The 18331-nt window shown below is 37.9% G+C and carries 11 protein-coding genes; 4 read left to right on the top strand and 7 right to left on the bottom strand.

The window, feature by feature from the left end; translation table 11 throughout:
- Positions 1–61 precede the first annotated feature (61 nt).
- The 3 genes from rpoC to RSC39_RS05655 form a co-directional block, all read right to left on the bottom strand.
- Positions 62–3685, bottom strand: a complete 3624-nt coding sequence (rpoC, locus tag RSC39_RS05665) for a DNA-directed RNA polymerase subunit beta' (protein WP_021037774.1) — start codon at positions 3683–3685, stop codon at positions 62–64.
- Between the two features lie 107 nt (positions 3686–3792).
- Positions 3793–7383, bottom strand: a complete 3591-nt coding sequence (gene rpoB, locus RSC39_RS05660) for a DNA-directed RNA polymerase subunit beta (RefSeq protein WP_063282135.1) — start codon at positions 7381–7383, stop codon at positions 3793–3795.
- Positions 7384–7651: 268 nt separating this feature from the next.
- Positions 7652–8257: a transcriptional regulator gene (locus RSC39_RS05655; protein WP_063282134.1), complete on the bottom strand. Its 606-nt coding sequence runs from the start codon at positions 8255–8257 to the stop codon at positions 7652–7654.
- 233 nt (positions 8258–8490) lie between these two features.
- Between RSC39_RS05655 and RSC39_RS05650 the strand changes: the two genes are divergently transcribed.
- Together RSC39_RS05650 and pepO are read left to right on the top strand one after the other, a co-directional pair.
- The gene (locus RSC39_RS05650) at positions 8491–9165 is read left to right on the top strand and encodes a helix-turn-helix transcriptional regulator (protein WP_332535727.1); all 675 of its coding nucleotides are present in this window, start codon (positions 8491–8493) and stop codon (positions 9163–9165) included.
- A 114-nt stretch (positions 9166–9279) separates the two neighbouring features.
- Positions 9280–11163 (top strand): endopeptidase PepO, encoded by a 1884-nt coding sequence (gene pepO / locus RSC39_RS05645; protein WP_332535725.1) that lies wholly within the window; start codon positions 9280–9282, stop codon positions 11161–11163.
- Positions 11164–11212: 49 nt separating this feature from the next.
- On the opposite strand, the gene RSC39_RS05640 is transcribed toward pepO, so the two are convergent.
- Both RSC39_RS05640 and RSC39_RS05635 read right to left on the bottom strand, forming a co-directional pair.
- Positions 11213–11518 carry an MGMT family protein gene (locus RSC39_RS05640; protein ID WP_011676811.1) on the bottom strand — a complete coding sequence of 102 codons (306 nt, stop codon included), beginning with the start codon at positions 11516–11518 and terminating at the stop codon, positions 11213–11215.
- A gap of 69 nt (positions 11519–11587) precedes the next feature.
- Positions 11588–13261 carry a polysaccharide biosynthesis protein gene (locus RSC39_RS05635; protein ID WP_332535722.1) on the bottom strand — a complete coding sequence of 558 codons (1674 nt, stop codon included), beginning with the start codon at positions 13259–13261 and terminating at the stop codon, positions 11588–11590.
- A 210-nt stretch (positions 13262–13471) separates the two neighbouring features.
- Here RSC39_RS05635 and RSC39_RS05630 point away from each other — a divergent pair, with 210 nt between their 5' ends.
- On the top strand, positions 13472–14923 hold the full coding sequence (locus RSC39_RS05630) for a UDP-N-acetylmuramoyl-L-alanyl-D-glutamate--2,6-diaminopimelate ligase (protein WP_332535720.1): 1452 nt from the start codon (positions 13472–13474) through the stop codon (positions 14921–14923).
- A gap of 81 nt (positions 14924–15004) precedes the next feature.
- On the opposite strand, the gene RSC39_RS05625 is transcribed toward RSC39_RS05630, so the two are convergent.
- Positions 15005–15265 carry a hypothetical protein gene (locus tag RSC39_RS05625; RefSeq protein ID WP_011676814.1) on the bottom strand — a complete coding sequence of 87 codons (261 nt, stop codon included), beginning with the start codon at positions 15263–15265 and terminating at the stop codon, positions 15005–15007.
- 20 nt (positions 15266–15285) lie between these two features.
- Complete coding sequence (gene adhP / locus RSC39_RS05620) at positions 15286–16308, bottom strand: alcohol dehydrogenase AdhP (RefSeq protein WP_332535718.1); 1023 nt, start codon at positions 16306–16308, stop codon at positions 15286–15288.
- Positions 16309–16528: 220 nt separating this feature from the next.
- Here adhP and recQ point away from each other — a divergent pair, with 220 nt between their 5' ends.
- Positions 16529–18307, top strand: coding sequence for a DNA helicase RecQ (recQ, locus tag RSC39_RS05615; protein WP_042747861.1), 1779 nt, complete (start codon positions 16529–16531; stop codon positions 18305–18307).
- Positions 18308–18331 lie beyond the last annotated feature (24 nt).

Here is an 18331-nt window from a genome sequence, read left to right as displayed (position 1 = left end):
GATAAAAAAATTACTGACAGAATTTATGTCAGTAATTTTTATTTATTTTCTAGATTTAAAATTAGTTTTCCACAGTTTCTGTTTCAACTTCTTTTACTTCTGGAGCATTTGTCAAATCAGCTAAAGGTTCGATGTTACGGTAACGGAACATACCTGTACCAGCAGGAATAATCTTACCGATAATAACATTTTCTTTCAAACCAAGCAAGTGGTCTTCTTTACCACGAATTGCGGCATCTGTAAGCACACGAGTTGTTTCTTGGAATGATGCAGCTGACAAGAATGAATTTGTTTCAAGAGAGGCTTTAGTAATACCCATCAAGACTGGACGACCAGTTGCAGGCATTTCACCATTCAAGAGTGCAGTTTCATTCAAAGCTTCAAAATCAGAAATGTCCATCAAAGTACCTGGAAGCACATCAGTTGAACCATTGTCCATGATACGAACTTTACGAAGCATTTGGCGAACCATTACCTCGATGTGCTTGTCACCAATTTCAACCCCTTGTGAACGGTAAGTTTTTTGAACTTCACCGAGCAAGTAAGTTTCCACTGACAAAGCATCACGAACTTGAAGCAAATGTTTAGGTTCAATAGAACCTTGAATCAAAGGCGCACCACGGTGGATAAATTCGCCTTCTTCAACCATCAAGACATCTGCCATACCTACTGTGTAGCTACGTGTATCTGTTTTACCTTTGACAGTAATTTCACGAGTACGAGTTGCGCCATCTTCAACGATTGATTCAACTGTACCAGTTACTTCAGTGATGATTGCTTCCCCTTTAGGGTTACGTGCTTCAAAGATTTCTTGGACACGAGGCAAACCTTGAGTAATATCTGAACTTGACGCAACACCACCCGTGTGGAATGTACGCATTGTCAACTGAGTACCAGGTTCACCGATAGATTGAGCGGCGATTGTACCAACAGCTTCACCAACTTCAACAGCATCACCTGTTGCCAAGTTGATACCATAACAATGTTTACATACACCATGTGGTGTTTTACATGTAAATACTGAACGGATTGTTACTTCTTTAACGCCAGCTTCAATGATTTTACGAGCAATATCTTCAGAAATCAAAGTATCATCGCCAATAATCATTTCACCAGTTTCTGGATGAAGGACTGATTTACGAGTATAACGACCAACCAAACGTTCAAAGAGTGGTTCAACCATTTCTTTACCAGTTGCAATATCAGCAATCACAAGTCCACGGTCAGTACCACAATCGTCTTCACGAATGATAACATCTTGGGCAACGTCAACCAAACGACGAGTGAGGTAACCTGAGTCGGCTGTCTTAAGGGCCGTATCGGTCATCCCTTTACGGGCACCGTGAGTTGAGAAGAACATTTCCAAGACAGAAAGTCCTTCACGGAAGTTAGAGATGATAGGCAATTCCATGATTTTACCATTAGGAGCAGCCATCAATCCACGCATACCAGCAAGTTGAGAGAAGTTGGAAATATTACCACGGGCTCCAGAGTCCATCATCATAACGATTGGGTTTGTCAAATCTTGTTCTTCAATCAATCGTTTTTCAAGAGACTCTTTTGCATCACGCCAAACACCAGTAACGGCATTATAACGTTCATCATCAGTAATCAAACCACGACGGAATTGTTTAGTGATTTGTTCTACGCGTTTATGCGCAGCATCAATGATTTCATGTTTATCTTCAACAACAGGAATATCAGCGATACCCACAGTCAAACCAGCCAAAGTAGATTGGTGGTAACCAAGGTCTTTCAAACGGTCAAGGTACTCAGATGTAGCTGTTGTACGGTAACGTTTGAATACTTCGGCGATAATATTTCCAAGATATCCTTTTTTGAATGGACGAACAGTATCGATTCCAGCCAAAACTTCTTTGATGTTTTGACCAGCATCCATAAAGAAGCGGTCATCAGTTGAAGTTGTCAAGTTAACATCAGTTGGTTCATTCAAGTAAGGCATTCCTTCTGGAATGATTGAGTTGAAAATAACTTTACCAACAGTGGTTACCAAGATTTTATCTTGTTGATTTTCAGTCCAAGGTTTATTGAGTGATTTTGTCGCGATACCAATACGTGTATGCAAGTGTACATAACCGTTACGCATTGCGATTTCAACTTCTTCAGGAGTTGCAAAAATCATTCCTTCGCCTTCACGACCTTTTTCTTCCATTGTAAGGTAGTAGTTACCAAGGACCATATCTTGAGATGGTGTAACAACCGGTTTACCATCTTTAGGGTTCAAGATATGTTCAGCAGCAAGCATCAAAAGACGTGCTTCAGCTTGTGCTTCTTCAGACAATGGCAAGTGAATGGCCATTTGGTCACCGTCAAAGTCGGCGTTATAGGCTTCACAAGCAAGTGGGTGAAGACGGATGGCTTTACCATCAATTAAGACTGGTTCAAAAGCTTGAATCCCCAAACGGTGAAGCGTAGGTGCGCGGTTAAGAAGAACAGGGTGTTCTTTAACAACCGTTTCAAGTACATCCCAAACATCAGAATCTTGACGTTCAACTTTACGTTTAGCCGCACGAATATTAGCAGCCAATTCTTTCTTAACAAGTTGAGCCATTACGAATGGCTTGAACAACTCAATCGCCATTTCACGTGGAACACCACATTGGTACATTTTAAGTGTTGGGCCGACAGCGATAACTGAACGTCCAGAATAGTCAACACGTTTACCAAGCAAGTTTTGACGGAAACGTCCTTGTTTCCCTTTCAACATGTGTGAAAGAGATTTCAATGGACGGTTACCAGCACCAGTGATTGGGCGACCACGACGACCATTGTCAATCAATGTATCAACTGCTTCTTGGAGCATCCGTTTTTCATTTTGGACGATAATATTTGGAGCATTAAGTTCCATCAAACGTTTCAAACGGTTATTACGGTTGATAACACGACGATACAAGTCATTCAAGTCAGATGTGGCAAAACGTCCACCATCTAATTGAACCATTGGACGCAAATCTGGTGGAATAACTGGTAATACGTTTAAGACCATCCAAGATAAAGCATTGCCTGATTTTCTGAAAGCTGACAAAACATCTAAACGACGAATAATTTTTACACGACGTTGTCCAGTCACTGTTTTGAGTTCTTCTTTGAGTTCAGCAACTTCTTTGTCAATATCAACATCATTCAACAAATCTTGAATTGCTTCAGCACCCATTTTTGCAACGAATGAACCAAAACCATTTTTCAAAAGTTGTTCACGATATTCACGCTCAGTCAAGAGTTGTTTTTTCTCAAGATCAGTTTCTTTTGGATCAATAACCACATAACTTGCGAAGTAAATTACTTCTTCAAGTGCACGGGGGCTCATATCCAGAGCAAGTCCCATACGTGATGGAATTCCCTTGAAATACCAAATATGTGAAATTGGAGCAGCAAGCTCAATATGTCCCATACGTTCACGACGTGATTTTGCAGTTGTTACTTGAACACCACAAAGTTCACAGACTTGATTCTTATAGAAAACACCTTTAAGTTTTCCACAAGCACATTCCCAGTCTTTTTGAGGACCGAAAATACGTTCGTCAAAGAGTCCTTCACGTTCAGGTTTTTGTGTACGATAGTTAATTGTTTCTGGTTTTTTTACTTCACCGAATGACCAGTAACGAATTTTTTGTGGAGATGCGATACCAATACGCATACTCTCAAATTTATTTACATCAACCAATTCTTTCTCCACTTCTAATAAATTTAACGCTAGACGATTCTGAGATCAGAGATTTACTGACAGAATTTTTGTCAGTAAATCTATCTCAAAATATTAATTACAAAATCTTATTTTTCAATATCAGCGTTAATCAAAGCTTCTTCTTCAGCTTCTGCTTGTGCAACAATAGCTTCCTGTGCTTCAAGCATTTCAGGAGTAATTTCTGTATTATCTGGACGAGTCATTACTTCATCTTCATCCAATTCACGTAAGTCAAGAACATTACGGTCAGCATCAAGGACTTTCATATCAAGACCAAGTGATTGTAATTCTTTAACCAATACGCGGAATGATTCAGGAAGACCTGGTTTAGGAATACGTTCACCCTTAACAATAGCTTCATAGGCGCGCGTACGTCCAATTACGTCATCTGATTTGTAAGTTAAGATTTCTTGAAGAACATTGGCAGCACCATAAGCTTCAAGCGCCCAAACTTCCATTTCCCCGAAACGTTGTCCACCGAACTGTGCTTTACCACCGAGCGGTTGTTGTGTAACGAGTGAGTAAGGACCAACTGAACGTGCATGGAGTTTATCATCAACCATGTGGTGAAGTTTAATCATGTACATGACACCGACTGAAATTCGGTTATCAAATGGTTCACCAGTACGTCCGTCATAGAGAACTGTTTTCGCATCAGCAGCCATACCAGCTTCTTTAACAGTATCCCAGATATCTTCATCAGAGGCTCCATCAAACACTGGAGTTGCAATGTGAATTCCAAGTGTACGAGCAGCCATACCTAAATGGAGCTCCATAACTTGTCCGATATTCATACGTGATGGTACCCCAAGTGGGTTCAACATGATATCAATCGGTGTTCCGTCTGGTAAGTAAGGCATATCTTCCATTGGAACGATGTTTGAAACAACCCCTTTGTTACCGTGACGACCGGCCATTTTATCCCCAACGTGAATCTTACGTTTTTGAGCAATGAAGACACGAACGAGTTTATTCACACCTGATGGTAATTCATCACCATTTTCACGGGTAAATACGCGAACGTCATGAACAATACCGCCACCTCCGTGAGGAACACGAAGTGAAGTATCACGAACTTCACGAGCTTTTTCACCGAAGATTGCACGAAGTAAACGTTCTTCTGGTGTTGGGTCAGTTTCACCCTTAGGCGTTACTTTACCAACAAGCAAATCACCATCTTTAACTTCAGCACCAATACGGATAATTCCTGATTCATCAAGGTTTTTGAGTGCTTCATCCCCAACGTTTGGAATTTCACGAGTAATTTCTTCAGGGCCAAGTTTTGTATCGCGTGTTTCTGATTCATATTCTTCGATGGCAATTGATGTATAAACGTCGTCTTTAATCAAACGTTCTGACATGATTACCGCATCCTCGAAGTTATAACCTTCCCAAGTCATATAAGCAACAAGTGGATTTTGACCAAGGGCCATTTCTCCATTTTCCATAGATGGACCGTCAGCGATGATGTCATTTTTTTCAACTTTTTCGCCAAGACGAGCCAATGGACGTTGATTATAAGAAGTTCCTGAGTTAGAACGACGATATTTTGTAATATTGTAAATATCAAGTTCACCAGATGTACGGCGAACACGGATTTCATTACCGTCAACATATTCAACGACACCTGCATGCTTAGCAAGAAGTGCAGCTCCTGAGTCACGAGCGGTTTGATGTTCCATACCAGTACCAATCCAAGGTGCATGTGGGTCAATCAATGGAACTGCTTGACGTTGCATGTTGGCACCCATGAGGGCACGGTTGGAGTCATCGTTTTCCAAGAAAGGAATACAAGCAGCAGCGACGGCGATAACCTGTTTAGGTGAAACGTCCATATAGTCAGCTGTTGAAGCTTCAACTTCAATATTGTTACCTGTATGACGAGCCATAACTGTTTCATTAGCAAAGCGACTATCATCAGTCAATGGTGAGTTCGCTTGGGCTACAGTGTAGTTATCTTCTTCATCGGCAGTCAAATATTCAACTTCGTCAGTAACAATTCCATTCACACGGTCAACGCGACGATATGGTGACATGATGAAACCATATTCATTAACTTTGGCATATGATGACAAGTTGTTAATCAAACCGATGTTTGGTCCTTCAGGTGTTTCAATAGGACACATACGGCCATAGTGAGTGTAGTGAACGTCACGCACTTCATATGAAGCACGGTCACGAGAGATACCACCAGGTCCTAAGGCAGAGAAACGACGTTTGTGTGAAAGCTCAGACAAAGGATTATGTTGGTCCATAAATTGTGACAACTGTGATGAACCAAAGAATTCTTTGATTGAAGCTGTTACAGGACGAATGTTAATCAAACCTTGCGGTGTGATATTTTCGTTTTCTGAAGATGACATCCGTTCACGAATGACACGTTCCATACGTGAAAGTCCGATACGTACTTGGTTTTGAAGCAATTCCCCAACTGAACGAATACGACGGTTACCTAAGTGGTCAATATCGTCCACTTTACCAATACCTTCAGCAAGACCAAGCCAGTAGCTGATATTTGAAATAACATCGGCTGGTGTCAAGACACGACATTCTGAATCTGGATTACCATTTGAGAGCAATGTCACAACACGTTCTGAATCTTTAGGAGAATAAACTTTAATACTTTGCAAAGTGATTGGTTCTGGAATTACTGCATCATCAGAAGGCTCAACAACGAAGTTTCCAAGACCATTATCAAGCAATGGTTCGATTAAATCGAGCACATCACGAGTCACAAGTGTATCTGTATTAACAAGAATTTCGCCAGTTTCTGGGTCAACAATTGGTTCAGCCAAAGTCAAACCAAGCAAACGGTTTTTAAGAGCTAGTTTTTTGTTAAATTTATAACGTCCAACAGGAGCAAAATCATAACGTTTTGGATCGAAGAAACGCGCAACAAGTAAGCCACGTGAGCTGTCTGCTGTTTTTGGTTCTCCTGGACGCAAGCGGTCATAGATGTCTTTGAGGGCTTCTTCTACACGAGTGTCAGCCGGATTTTTATGAACATCTTTTGCAATTGTGTCTGTCAAAAGTTGAGTTTCACCCAACAATTCAAGGATTTCATCATCTGAACCAAATCCAAGCGCACGAAGCATTGTTGTGAAAGTTAATTTACGAGTACGGTCAATACGAACATAACCAATGCCTTTAGCATCTGTATCCAACTCAAACCAAGCTCCACGGTTAGGAATTGTGGTATGTCCAAAACTTTCAAGACCATTTTTATCCGTTTTAAGGTGGAAATATGAACCTGGACTACGTACCAACTGGCTGACGATCAAACGTTCTGAACCATTATTGATAAATGTCCCCATTTCAGTCATGAGTGGGAAGTCACCAAAGAAGACTTCTTGTGTTTTTAATTCACCAGTTTCTTTATTTACAAGACGGAAGGTTACATAGATAGGTGCTGAATAGTTTGCGTCATGTGCACGAGCTTCTTCAACAGTGTATTTTGGGGTTTTCATTTCATAACCAACAAATTCGAGTTCCATTGTACCCGCAAAGTTGTCGATTGGAAACATTTCTTTGAAGACATTTGCAAGACCTTCATCGAGGAAGTTTTTATAACTTAATGTTTGAACTTCGATGAGGTTTGGCAAACCGATTACTTCTTTAATACGTGAAAAACTGCGTCTTGTACGGTGTTTACCGTATTTTACGTCATGTCCTGCCAAGTGTTTTCTCCTCTATTTTTTAGATTTGATTAAAAAAGTCTGTGTTTTTGATGAACTTTTAATTAAAAAAACCGAAAAGTCAGTAGTTTGTCTTTTTAATAACTTTTCTGGTTTATTCAATATAAAAGACGCCAAAAAAGCAACGAAAACAGTAGTGTTTCGTTGCTTACAAAGCCTATGGGGACAATATATCCCACAGATTTTGCTGACAAACCATTATTTCTATTATACTATTTATTGTAGAAATTTTCAAGGCTTATCTAGCTTATCATTCAATTTTTTCAATAATACTTTTAAAGGCTTCTAATTCTGAACGAGATAAGGATTGAACCAATGAAACAAAGGTTTCATTTCGCCGTTGCCCTTCCAGTTCTGCCAACATAATATAAGACATTTGATTTCCGATAAATGTTGATAGAAAATCTGCCAAGATTCTTTTTTCTTCTTCAAGAGGTGAATCTGTTAATAGAAAAAGAGTCCCTAGTCTCAAATGATTTCCTTCTATAGGAAGAAAAGTGAGAAATTTATTCGGAAATTTACTCGAAATTTCTTTTACTGGTTCCAAAATTGAGTGAGCCATGGGCAGATTTGTACTCATTTCGTAGTGATTTAATATTTGGCTAGAGATATCTTTTGATATTTTTTGATAGATAAAAAAATTTTGGAGGTTTGTATCGTCTTGATAAGAGTTATCAGTATCAGCAAAACCATAACCTAAACAATTGCGTTTAGTGTCTATGATAAAAAGGCTAGATTCTAAAACTTCGGCACTTTTCTCTACCACTTCTTGATAAGCTAATGGTTTTCCAAGGTCAATAAATGATCTTTTCAAAATAAGATTTATGTCTTGGATTTTATTATAAATTTCTTTCAAGTTTTCTCCCTCCTCTTCTCAAAAGCGCACCGAGTATTCCTATGATTACTTTTATACTACCACATCACGTTTAAGATGTCAATTTTCTTAATAAATTTGCATTAATTAATATACCAAACTAAATATTGCTATTTTTTTAAGTTTAAGGTATTTTATATCTAATAACTATATGATATAATGTATTTGTTACAAATATTAAAAATATTTATTCAATACATATTGAGGTGATTTTAATGTTCTATGACCGTTTAAAAACTTTAGTTGTTGATTCTCAGAAATCTTTCAATCAAGTCGAAAGAGAATTGAGATATCCCAGAAACGCCCTAGCTAATTATCGCTTGGGAAAAGAACCTTCTGCCAAAAGGTTGACAGAAATTGCTGATTATTTTAATGTCACGACCGAGTATCTTCTCGATAAAGATGATAAATACAGCTATAATAAAGCAAAACTCTTGTTTGAATATCTTACTTTAGATAACAAACAAAATTTGCTGAATTATATCCAAAATCGAATTGATGAACTTGAACTGCTCGAGAGAGAGCCAATTTCTTTAAGTGCTGGACAATTTGTTTTTTGTGGCGACAATACTTGGGCACTTCAAGACAGTAAAAAAACAATTAAACTTCTTACCAAACAACTTCCTGATGATTATGATGCCGTTTTTGAATTAATTGGTGGCTCTTTGGATGCTGATGCTCCAGGAAATGGAGATTTACTTTTCGTGAAGTATAGTAGCGCCAATTCATCTGAATCCGCTCACAATTTTTTAATCCAACATAATCACTTTGCTAAACTTTTGATTGCAGATGGAGAACTGATTTGTTTCAGTCGTGACAGTGGCGAACTTGCTGAAATTCCAGGATTATCGGGTGAAATTGCTAAAATTTATCGTTTCAGAACTTCTTGATTCTGAGTTTCCTTTAATTTAAAATAGTCCTAAAAAGTACTGATAATATCGTCAGTGCTTTTTATGCAAGTGTGATATAATGTAAAAAATATCCATAATCTTAGGAGGTCGAATATGACTAGAGTTCAAGATGATTTATTTGCTACTGTTAATGCAGACTGGTTAAAAGAAGCACAAATTCCAGCTGACAAGCCCAGAATTTCAGCATTTGATGAATTAGTTTTAAAAAATGAGAAAAATTTAGCTAAAGATTTAGCTGAGTTATCGCAAAATCTACCTACTGATCATCCAGAATTACTTGAGGCTATCAAGTTTTATAATAAAGCGGGAGATTGGGAAGCGAGAGAAAAAGCGGACTTTTCTGCGGTAAAAAATGAACTTGCTAAAGTTGAAACTTTAAATACTTTTGAAGATTTTAAAAATAATTTGACTCAACTCGTTTTCCATTCACAGGCTCCTCTTCCATTTTCTTTTAGTGTTGAACCTGATATGAAAGATGCCATTCACTATTCTCTTGGCTTCTCTGGTCCGGGCTTGATTTTACCTGATACCACCTATTATAACGATGAACACCCTAGAAAAAAAGAATTACTTGATTTTTGGGCTAAAAATACAAGCGAAATTTTAAAGACATTTGACGTTGAAAATGCAGAAGAAATTGCAAAGTCTGCCCTTAAATTCGATGCTCTTTTAGTTCCGTCAGCAAATACTTCTGAAGAGTGGGCAAAATATGCTGACCTTTATCATCCAATTTCTACTGACAGCTTTGTCAGTAAAGTTAAAAACCTAGATTTAAAAACTTTAATTAAAGATTTAATAAAAACTGAGCCTGATAAAGTCATTGTTTATGAAGATCGTTTTTATGAATCATTTGATTCACTTACCAATGAAGAAAACTGGTCAATCATTAAAGCTTGGATGCTGACTAAAATTGCACGTGGTGCTACTTCTTTCTTCAATGAAGATCTTAGAATTCTTGGTGGAGCTTACGGACGTTTTCTCTCAAATGTTCAAGAAGCAAGAAGTCAAGAAAAACATCAACTTGATTTGACCGAGTCTTATTTTAGCCAAGTAATTGGTTTATTCTATGGTAAAAAATATTTTGGTGAAGCTGCTAAGGCCGATGTTAAACGGATGGTCACTGCAATGATTAAGGTTTACCAAGCGCGTTTGTCTAAAAACGAGTGGCTTAGTCAAGAAACAGCTGAAAAAGCCATTGAAAAATTGGATGCCATCACTCCTTTCATTGGTTTCCCAGATAAACTGCCTGAAATTTATCGTCGTTTAAAAACAACTTCTGGCTCACTTTATGAAGATGCCCTTAAATTTGATGAAATTTTGACTGCTCGAACTTTTGAGAAATTCTCAGAAGATGTGGATAAAACAACTTGGCATATGCCGGCTCATATGGTCAATGCTTATTACAGTCCAGATAGTAATACAATTGTTTTCCCAGCAGCAATTTTGCAAGCTCCTTTTTACTCTCTTGAACAATCTTCATCACAAAATTATGGTGGAATCGGCGCTGTCATTGCTCATGAAATTTCTCATGCTTTTGATAACAACGGCGCCCAATTTGACAAAGAAGGGAATTTGAACAAGTGGTGGTTAGATAAAGACTACGAAGCCTTTGAAGAAAAACAAAAAGAAATGATTGAGCTCTTTGATGGCGTTGAAACTGAAGCTGGTCCAGCAAACGGAAAACTCATTGTGTCAGAAAATATTGCTGACCAAGGTGGAATCACTGCTGCGCTAACCGCAGCCAAAGAGGAAGATGATGTTGATTTGAAAGCCTTCTTTAGCCAATGGGCTAAAATTTGGCGTATGAAAGCAAGCACAGAATTCCAACAAATGCTTTTATCAATGGATGTCCATGCTCCTGCTAAACTCCGTGCCAATATTCCACCAACAAATCTTGAAGAATTTTATGAAACTTTTGATGTCAAAGAAACAGACCAAATGTATCGTGCACCAGAAAAACGCCTTAAAATTTGGTAATTAAATTTATAAAAAAAAGTACCTCTTCTAGAAGTACTTTTTTTATCTATCAAAGCAGTTCATCTTCGATAACTATTTTTCCTTGGGCTGTAAATGAAACTCCTTCTTTTTTCAAAAGTTCCATTTGTTCACTTTTGGCAGGTTCCGGCAGTCCAATTGTTCTGTCAGAACGGACTACACGCCACCAAGGAAGTCCATATTTTTTGGACATGGAGTGCAAAACTCTCGAAACCTGTCGGGCCCCATTTGAAAGACCAGCCAAGTGTGCCACATCTCGGTAGCTCATCACTTCTCCTTCTTTTAGATTGAGAATGACTTCTAAAATCTTTTTTGTATTTTCAGTGATTTCAGCCATTTTTTATCCTTTTTTAGCATTTACTAATAAGTCTGTCAGCAAATATTTTACTGACAGACTTATTTTTTGTTAAATATGTAGTTTTCGACGGAGAGATAATCCTCTTGGACCAAACCATTTCTCTAAAAGTCCTAGTTTAGCAGCAAACCAGAGGTAAGTATAAAATCCTGCACCACCGGCTATCGCCGCAATAAATACTGACGCAATACGCCCTGGGCTCTTACCGAAAATAAAACCTAGAATGATTTCAACGATAATAACCACAATCGCCATAAATCCTGTCAGTAAAGTTGCTCCCTGAATTCCACGAACTGTATTCTTAATTGAAAAATGAGTTAACTCATGTAATTTTCTAATGAATAAGAAAACACCAACTAAGAATGAAACAGTTGTCGCAAGTAAAGGTCCATAAGTATGGAAAATAAGAATCATCGGAACTTGTAAAACTAATTTGATAACAAGAGTCAGTGTGAAGATTCGCATCGCCAAACGTTTATGATCCATCACCGTCAGCGGAGGATAGACAATCATATAAAGTCCCAATAAGAAAGTCTGTAAGATAGCAAAGACAAACAAGCTACTTTGCAAACCAGAAGGAATTTGGTAAAAAATTGTATAAATTGGTTTGGTCAACAGTGACATTCCAATCACGGCAGGAAGCATAAAACCAACGTATAATTGGAAATTATAACCTACTAACGTTGCAAGCTCACGCCGATTTCCCTGAACATAATGTTCTGTAATCAATGGGTCTGATACAGAACCTAGCGTCAAAGCCACGCCCAATAAAACCATGGTCAATTTATCTGTATTGGCCGAGAAATAACTCATCAAAACAAGTAACTCATTATGACTATAATTTGTTACCCAAGGCATCATATTCATGAAAGTTGAGTTATCGATAATTTTGAAAATTTGAATAGCTGAGCCAATGACAATAAATGGAATAGCGGTATGTAAGGTTGATCTTAAAATTTCTAAAGCATTTATTTTAGACTTTACAGGACCTGGATTGATTAATTTATTAAGATTTCCCGATTTTTGTAAGTAATAAAATAAGACAGCATAGGAACCTAACATCCCGATAAAAGCAGCTAAAGTGGATTGCGTCACAGCATTTTGCCAGTTATGTGAACCTAATTTCATGATAGCAAAAGTCGCCGCCAACATCCAAATGACCCGAACAATTTGCTCTAAAAGCTGACTCATAGCGTAAGCTTTCACTTGATTTAACCCTTGGAAATATCCCCGAATAACGGACATCGAAGGAAAAATCAAGACCGCTAAGGCAAGACTTTTCATGACCGGAATCAAATCTGCACTATCTTTCCCTCCAACGAGTGTCGATAGTGGACCGGCGAGAAAGAACATTAGTCCTGAAGCAATAATCCCTAGAACTAACATGACTCCGAGCATTTGGCGTACCAGACGATAGGCCATATTGGGGTCATCCAAGGTATTGTAACGCGCCACTTCACGCGCGATTGCCGCTGGAATTCCCACTGTTGAAATCAAAAGGAAAAGGGCATAGATGTTATATCCCATGCTAAAGAGGGAGTTAGCTTCATTACCAAAACGTCCCATCCAAGCATACCAAGGAATAATATAGATGACACCTAAAATTTTCCCAATCATATCTGCACCAGTCCGCCAAGCAGCACCCGAGAGCATCTGATCTTTTGATTTTGCAGCCGTTTTTGGTGACTGCTGACCCGTATTCATTATTTTTTCTGAATCTTCCATTGTTCCATTTTACCCTAAGTTCTGTATTTTGACAATAAAAGAATAATTTTAGATCATTAATTCACGATGTCATCTATTACTATCAAGTAAATAAATGGGACATGCGTCAGGTCTTTGCTTATGCTATAATATAGGGTAATGGGATTTTTCCCTTAGTTCCTTGCTTTTAGAAAGGTATCGCACGCTTCGCGATAAATAGGCATTCCTCACATGATTAAACTCGAACAAGTTGTAGAAATACTAAAAAAAGATAATAACTTTCGTGAGATTTCTTCTGCTGGCGAATATTATTTCAATTGGCCAAAAGAAGTAAACTTTGACCAGCTCTCTTATGATTCACGAAAATCAACTAAAGACACCCTTTTTTTTGCCAAGGGTTTAAATTTTAAAAAGGAGTATCTGACAGATTTAGAAGCTGCTTTTTATGTTTCAGAATTTGATTATGAAGTAGCTCTTCCAGCAATTATCGTAACCGATGTTAAAAGAGCAATGGCTCTAATTGCCGCTAACTTTTATAAATTCCCTCAAAATAAATTAAAAACCCTTGCCTTAACTGGGACCAAAGGAAAAACAACTTCTGCTTACTTTGCTAAAGCCATTCTTGATAAAATGAATGGAGGTAAAACTGCCCTTTTATCAACTGCCCAAACGACTCTTGATGGACAAAATTATTTCAAATCAGAACTGACAACACCTGAAAGTCTTGATTTATTGGAAATGATGGCAAAAGCTCTGGAAAATGGAATGACACATTTAGTAATGGAAGTTTCAAGCCAAGCTTACAAGACTGAACGCGTTTATGGTTTAACTTTTGATGTTGGTGTTTTCTTAAATATTTCTCCTGACCACATCGGTCCAGTTGAGCACCCAACTCTTGAAGATTATTTTTACTGCAAACGTCAACTTCTTAAAAATTCACGTTATTTTGTTGCCAATGCCGAAATGAACCACTTTGCAATCATTAAAGAAGAACTCAATGAACGGAAAATTCCTCATGCTTTCTATGGTGCAGATTCTGAAAATAAAATTATAGAATCAAAAGGACTTCATTTTGTTACTGACGGCTCTGTCAGTGGAGAATTTGATATTCGCTTGTTAGGACGATTCAACCAAGAAAACGCCTTGGCTACAGCATTAGCAACCAAAGCACTTGGTGCTTCTTTTGAAAATATTCGTCAAGGTTTAGCTTCAGCTATCGTTCCAGGAAGAATGGAATTACTCACCGCCAAAAATGGGGCACACATTTACATTGACTATGCCCACAATGGTTTATCGTTAGAAAATCTCGTTGAAGTGGTTGAAGACCATCATACTGGTCAGCTTTTCTTAGTTCTTGGTTCAACCGGAAATAAAGGAGAAAGTCGTCGTAAAGATTTCGGACAAGTCATTGAAAATCATCCCCATCTAAATGTAATCTTAACAACGGACGATTCAAACCGAGAAAATCCCAAAACAATTGCTAACGAGATTGCTTCATTTGTTAGTCGTGAGTTGGACTTTGAATTGGACCGTGAATTTGCAATTAAAAAAGCTATCAGTAAAACTCAAAATTCTGATGATGCTGTCATTATCGCTGGAAAAGGCGCGGATATGTTCCAATTGAAGGACGGGAAACGTGAACCTTATATCGGAGATAGTCCTGCTGCTCAAAAATATCTCTAATTTACTGACAGAAGTTCTATCAGTAAATTAACTAGAGAAAAACGACTCGAAATTGAGTCGTTTTTCTCTTTTATCCTTTAACTAAGCAAAAGAATTAACAACGGCAAGGATTCTCTGCAATTCTGCATGAGTTTCATAGCTCACTGTATCCGAATAAAGGAGTGCAGAAAGCTTACGAGATGAGTATCCAACCTTCTCACTTACCTCATCAATGTGCAATTTCTTTTCCTTCATCTTGTACAAAATCGCTTCCTTAAAATTGTTTGTAATTTCTTCTTGTTGAAATTGCGAAAGATTGTTAAATTCATCACTTGAATAGTTGACTAAATCCTTTGAATTCATCTGTATCGCCTCTTTTTATTTTATTTAGTAAAATCAATGACCATCCGGCCTTCAATTTTTCCTGCTTTCATTTCATCAATAATCTCATTGATTTCTTCAAGCTTGCGTGTCGCAACAATTGGTTTGACTTTACCTTCAGCACCAAATTGAAAAGCTTCTGCTAAATCAAGTCTTGTTCCAACAAGTGAGCCAGCAACTTCCACACCATCAAAAACAACTGTCGGAACAGACAAAGTCATTTCGGTATTAGGGAGTGCCACCGCAACCATTTTACCCATTGGTTTCAAAGAAGCGACTGCTTGTTCAAAGGCAATTCTTGCAACGGCGCAAACAACAGCACTTTGTGCACCTAAACCACCAGTGATTTTTTTTATTTCATCAATTGGATTGACTTCACCAGAATTGATAATCACATCTGCACCAATTTTTTTAGCTAGGTCCAATTTATCTTGATTAATATCAACTGCAATTACTTTTGCCCCAAAAACATTTTTAGCGTATTGAATGGCTAGATTACCTAGTCCACCGGCACCAAAGATGACTTGCCAATCTCCTGGCTTAACTCCAGAAACCTTGATTGCTTTGTAAGTCGTAACTCCAGCACAAGTGATTGAACTTGCTTCAATAGGATCAAGTCCCTCTGGAACTTTTACCGCATAATCAGCTGTTACAATCGCTTGTTCGGCCATTCCACCGTCAACTGAATAACCAGCATTTTTGACCTCTCGACAAAAAGTTTCATTACCAGAAACACAGTATTCGCAATGCCCACATCCTTCGAAAAACCAAGCGACTGACACACGATCTCCAACTTTTAAGGAAGTGACTTCACTACCAATTTCTTTGACAATACCGATTTCTTCATGACCAAGGACCGTTCCAGCTTTGTTGCCATAATCGCCTGCTGCTACATGCAAGTCTGTATGACAGACTCCACAATATTCCATGTCGAGTAAAGCTTCATTGGGCTTAATCATCCGAAGTTCCTTTTCAACAACATCCGCATAACCATCCTGATTTTTCCGTACTACTGCTGCTTTCATAAGAAAGTCTCCTCTATATATAATATTTTTTGTAAACGCATTCTTTTTAATTTATTATAACACTTTTTACCTCGTTTTGTATCATTAAAGTAGCAAAAAAATATTTTTGACCAATAAAATATCTTATTTCTATTTAAGTAATTTTTATACCAGTTTTTCTTTAAATTTTTTAAGATTCATCTGTGATTTTTCCCTCTCTTTTACGTATAATATAGAAAGAATGAATTTAGAAATAAAACTAAAAGAAATATTCGGTTATGATTATTTCCGAAATGGTCAAAAACAAATTATTGAACAAGTCTTAGCAGGACAAGCTACTCTTGGCATTTTGCCTACTGGAGCTGGAAAATCAATTTGTTATCAACTACCAGCCGTTATCCAATCTGGGCTCACACTGGTAATCTCACCACTTATCAGTCTAATGAAAGATCAGGTTGACCAACTTAATATCGCTGGAATCCCAGCAACTTTTATCAACTCTACTCTTGAAGAAGGTGAATCTTATCAAAGAATGCGACAAGTAGAAAATGGTGAAATTAAGCTTCTTTTTGTTGCGCCCGAACGTTTTTCATTAGATTATTTCAATAATTTCTTACAAAAACTTCCAATTGACTTAGTTGCCATTGATGAAGCCCACTGTATTTCGCAATGGGGTCATGATTTCAGACCCAGTTATGTCGATTTTGCAGCTCATCTCAAAGATTTACCTACACGGCCCACCGTCTTAGCTCTCACTGCTACTGCGACTCCAAAGGTTGCCGACGATATCCAATCCTTGCTCTCTATATCCCCCAGCCACACCATCAAAACTGGATTTCTTCGAGAAAACCTCCGTTTTGAAGTGGTTAAAGGGATGGATAAAAGAACTTTTCTTAAAAATTATCTTAAAAATCAGGAGAGTGAGTCTGCTGGAATTATCTACGCCAGCACCCGTAAAGAAGTTGAAGAAATTTGTGAGTGGCTCAACCATAATCATTTTAAAGCCGTTCGTTACCATGCTGGGCTGAGCGAGCGAGAACGTCAAATGAACCAAGAGCTTTTTCTATTTGACGAAGTGCCAATAATGGTTGCAACCAATGCTTTTGGGATGGGAATTAACAAACCAAATGTTCGATTTGTGATTCACTATGCCATTCCCGCAACAATTGAAAGTTATTATCAAGAAGCTGGTCGTGCAGGACGTGACGGCTTAGAATCAGATGCAATTTTACTCTTTTCTCCAAATGATTTGCGAATTCGTAATTTTTTGATTGAACAAGGTGAAGGGGATGAGGGACATAAAGAACTTGAATATGAAAAGCTCCGTCAAATGCAAGCTTACACAAGTGCTGAAACTTGCCTCCAACGCTATATTCTCCAATATTTTGGTGATGAAGGAGAAGACTGTAAGAAATGTAGTAATTGTCTTGATGAAAGAGAACTTCTTGATATCACCGTTGATGCCCAAAAGGTTCTTTCTTGCGTGGTAAGAATGGGTGAGCGATTTGGTAAGACAGCTGTAGCACAAGTGTTGATTGGTTCTAAAAATAAAAATATTGCCAAATGGAATTTTGAAGGCCTCTCCACTTTTGGAATTATGAAAAATTACTCCCAAAAGACAGTCGGAGAATTAATCGACTTTTTATCTGCCGAGGGTTATCTCAATGTTACAACTGGAAAATTTCCCCTCCTTCTCCTTTCAGCCCAAGGTCTAAAAGTACTCAAGGGCCAAGTGAAAGTCTCTCGAAGAGCAAGCTTGATTATTGAATCTAAGGCGACTGTTGTTCATCATTTTGATGAAGAGTGTTTTGCAAGTATTCGTTCGCTTCGACTCGAACTTGCAAAAGAAGAAGGCGTTCCTCCGTTTATGATTTTTTCTGATAGTGCCCTTAAAGAAATGGCACAAGTTCTTCCAGATAGCCCAAGCCAATTTTTACAAATTTCTGGTGTAGGTCCAGTTAAACTTGAAAAATATGGCACACTTTTCATTGACAAAATATCTGAATATAAAAAAAGCTGAGTAAATACTCAGCTTTTTTTGAAA

Origin of the sequence: Lactococcus sp., from assembly GCF_036648155.1 — a bacterium.
Taxonomy (GTDB): domain Bacteria; phylum Bacillota; class Bacilli; order Lactobacillales; family Streptococcaceae; genus Lactococcus; species Lactococcus cremoris.
This window is presented reverse-complemented; position numbering and strand designations above follow the sequence as displayed.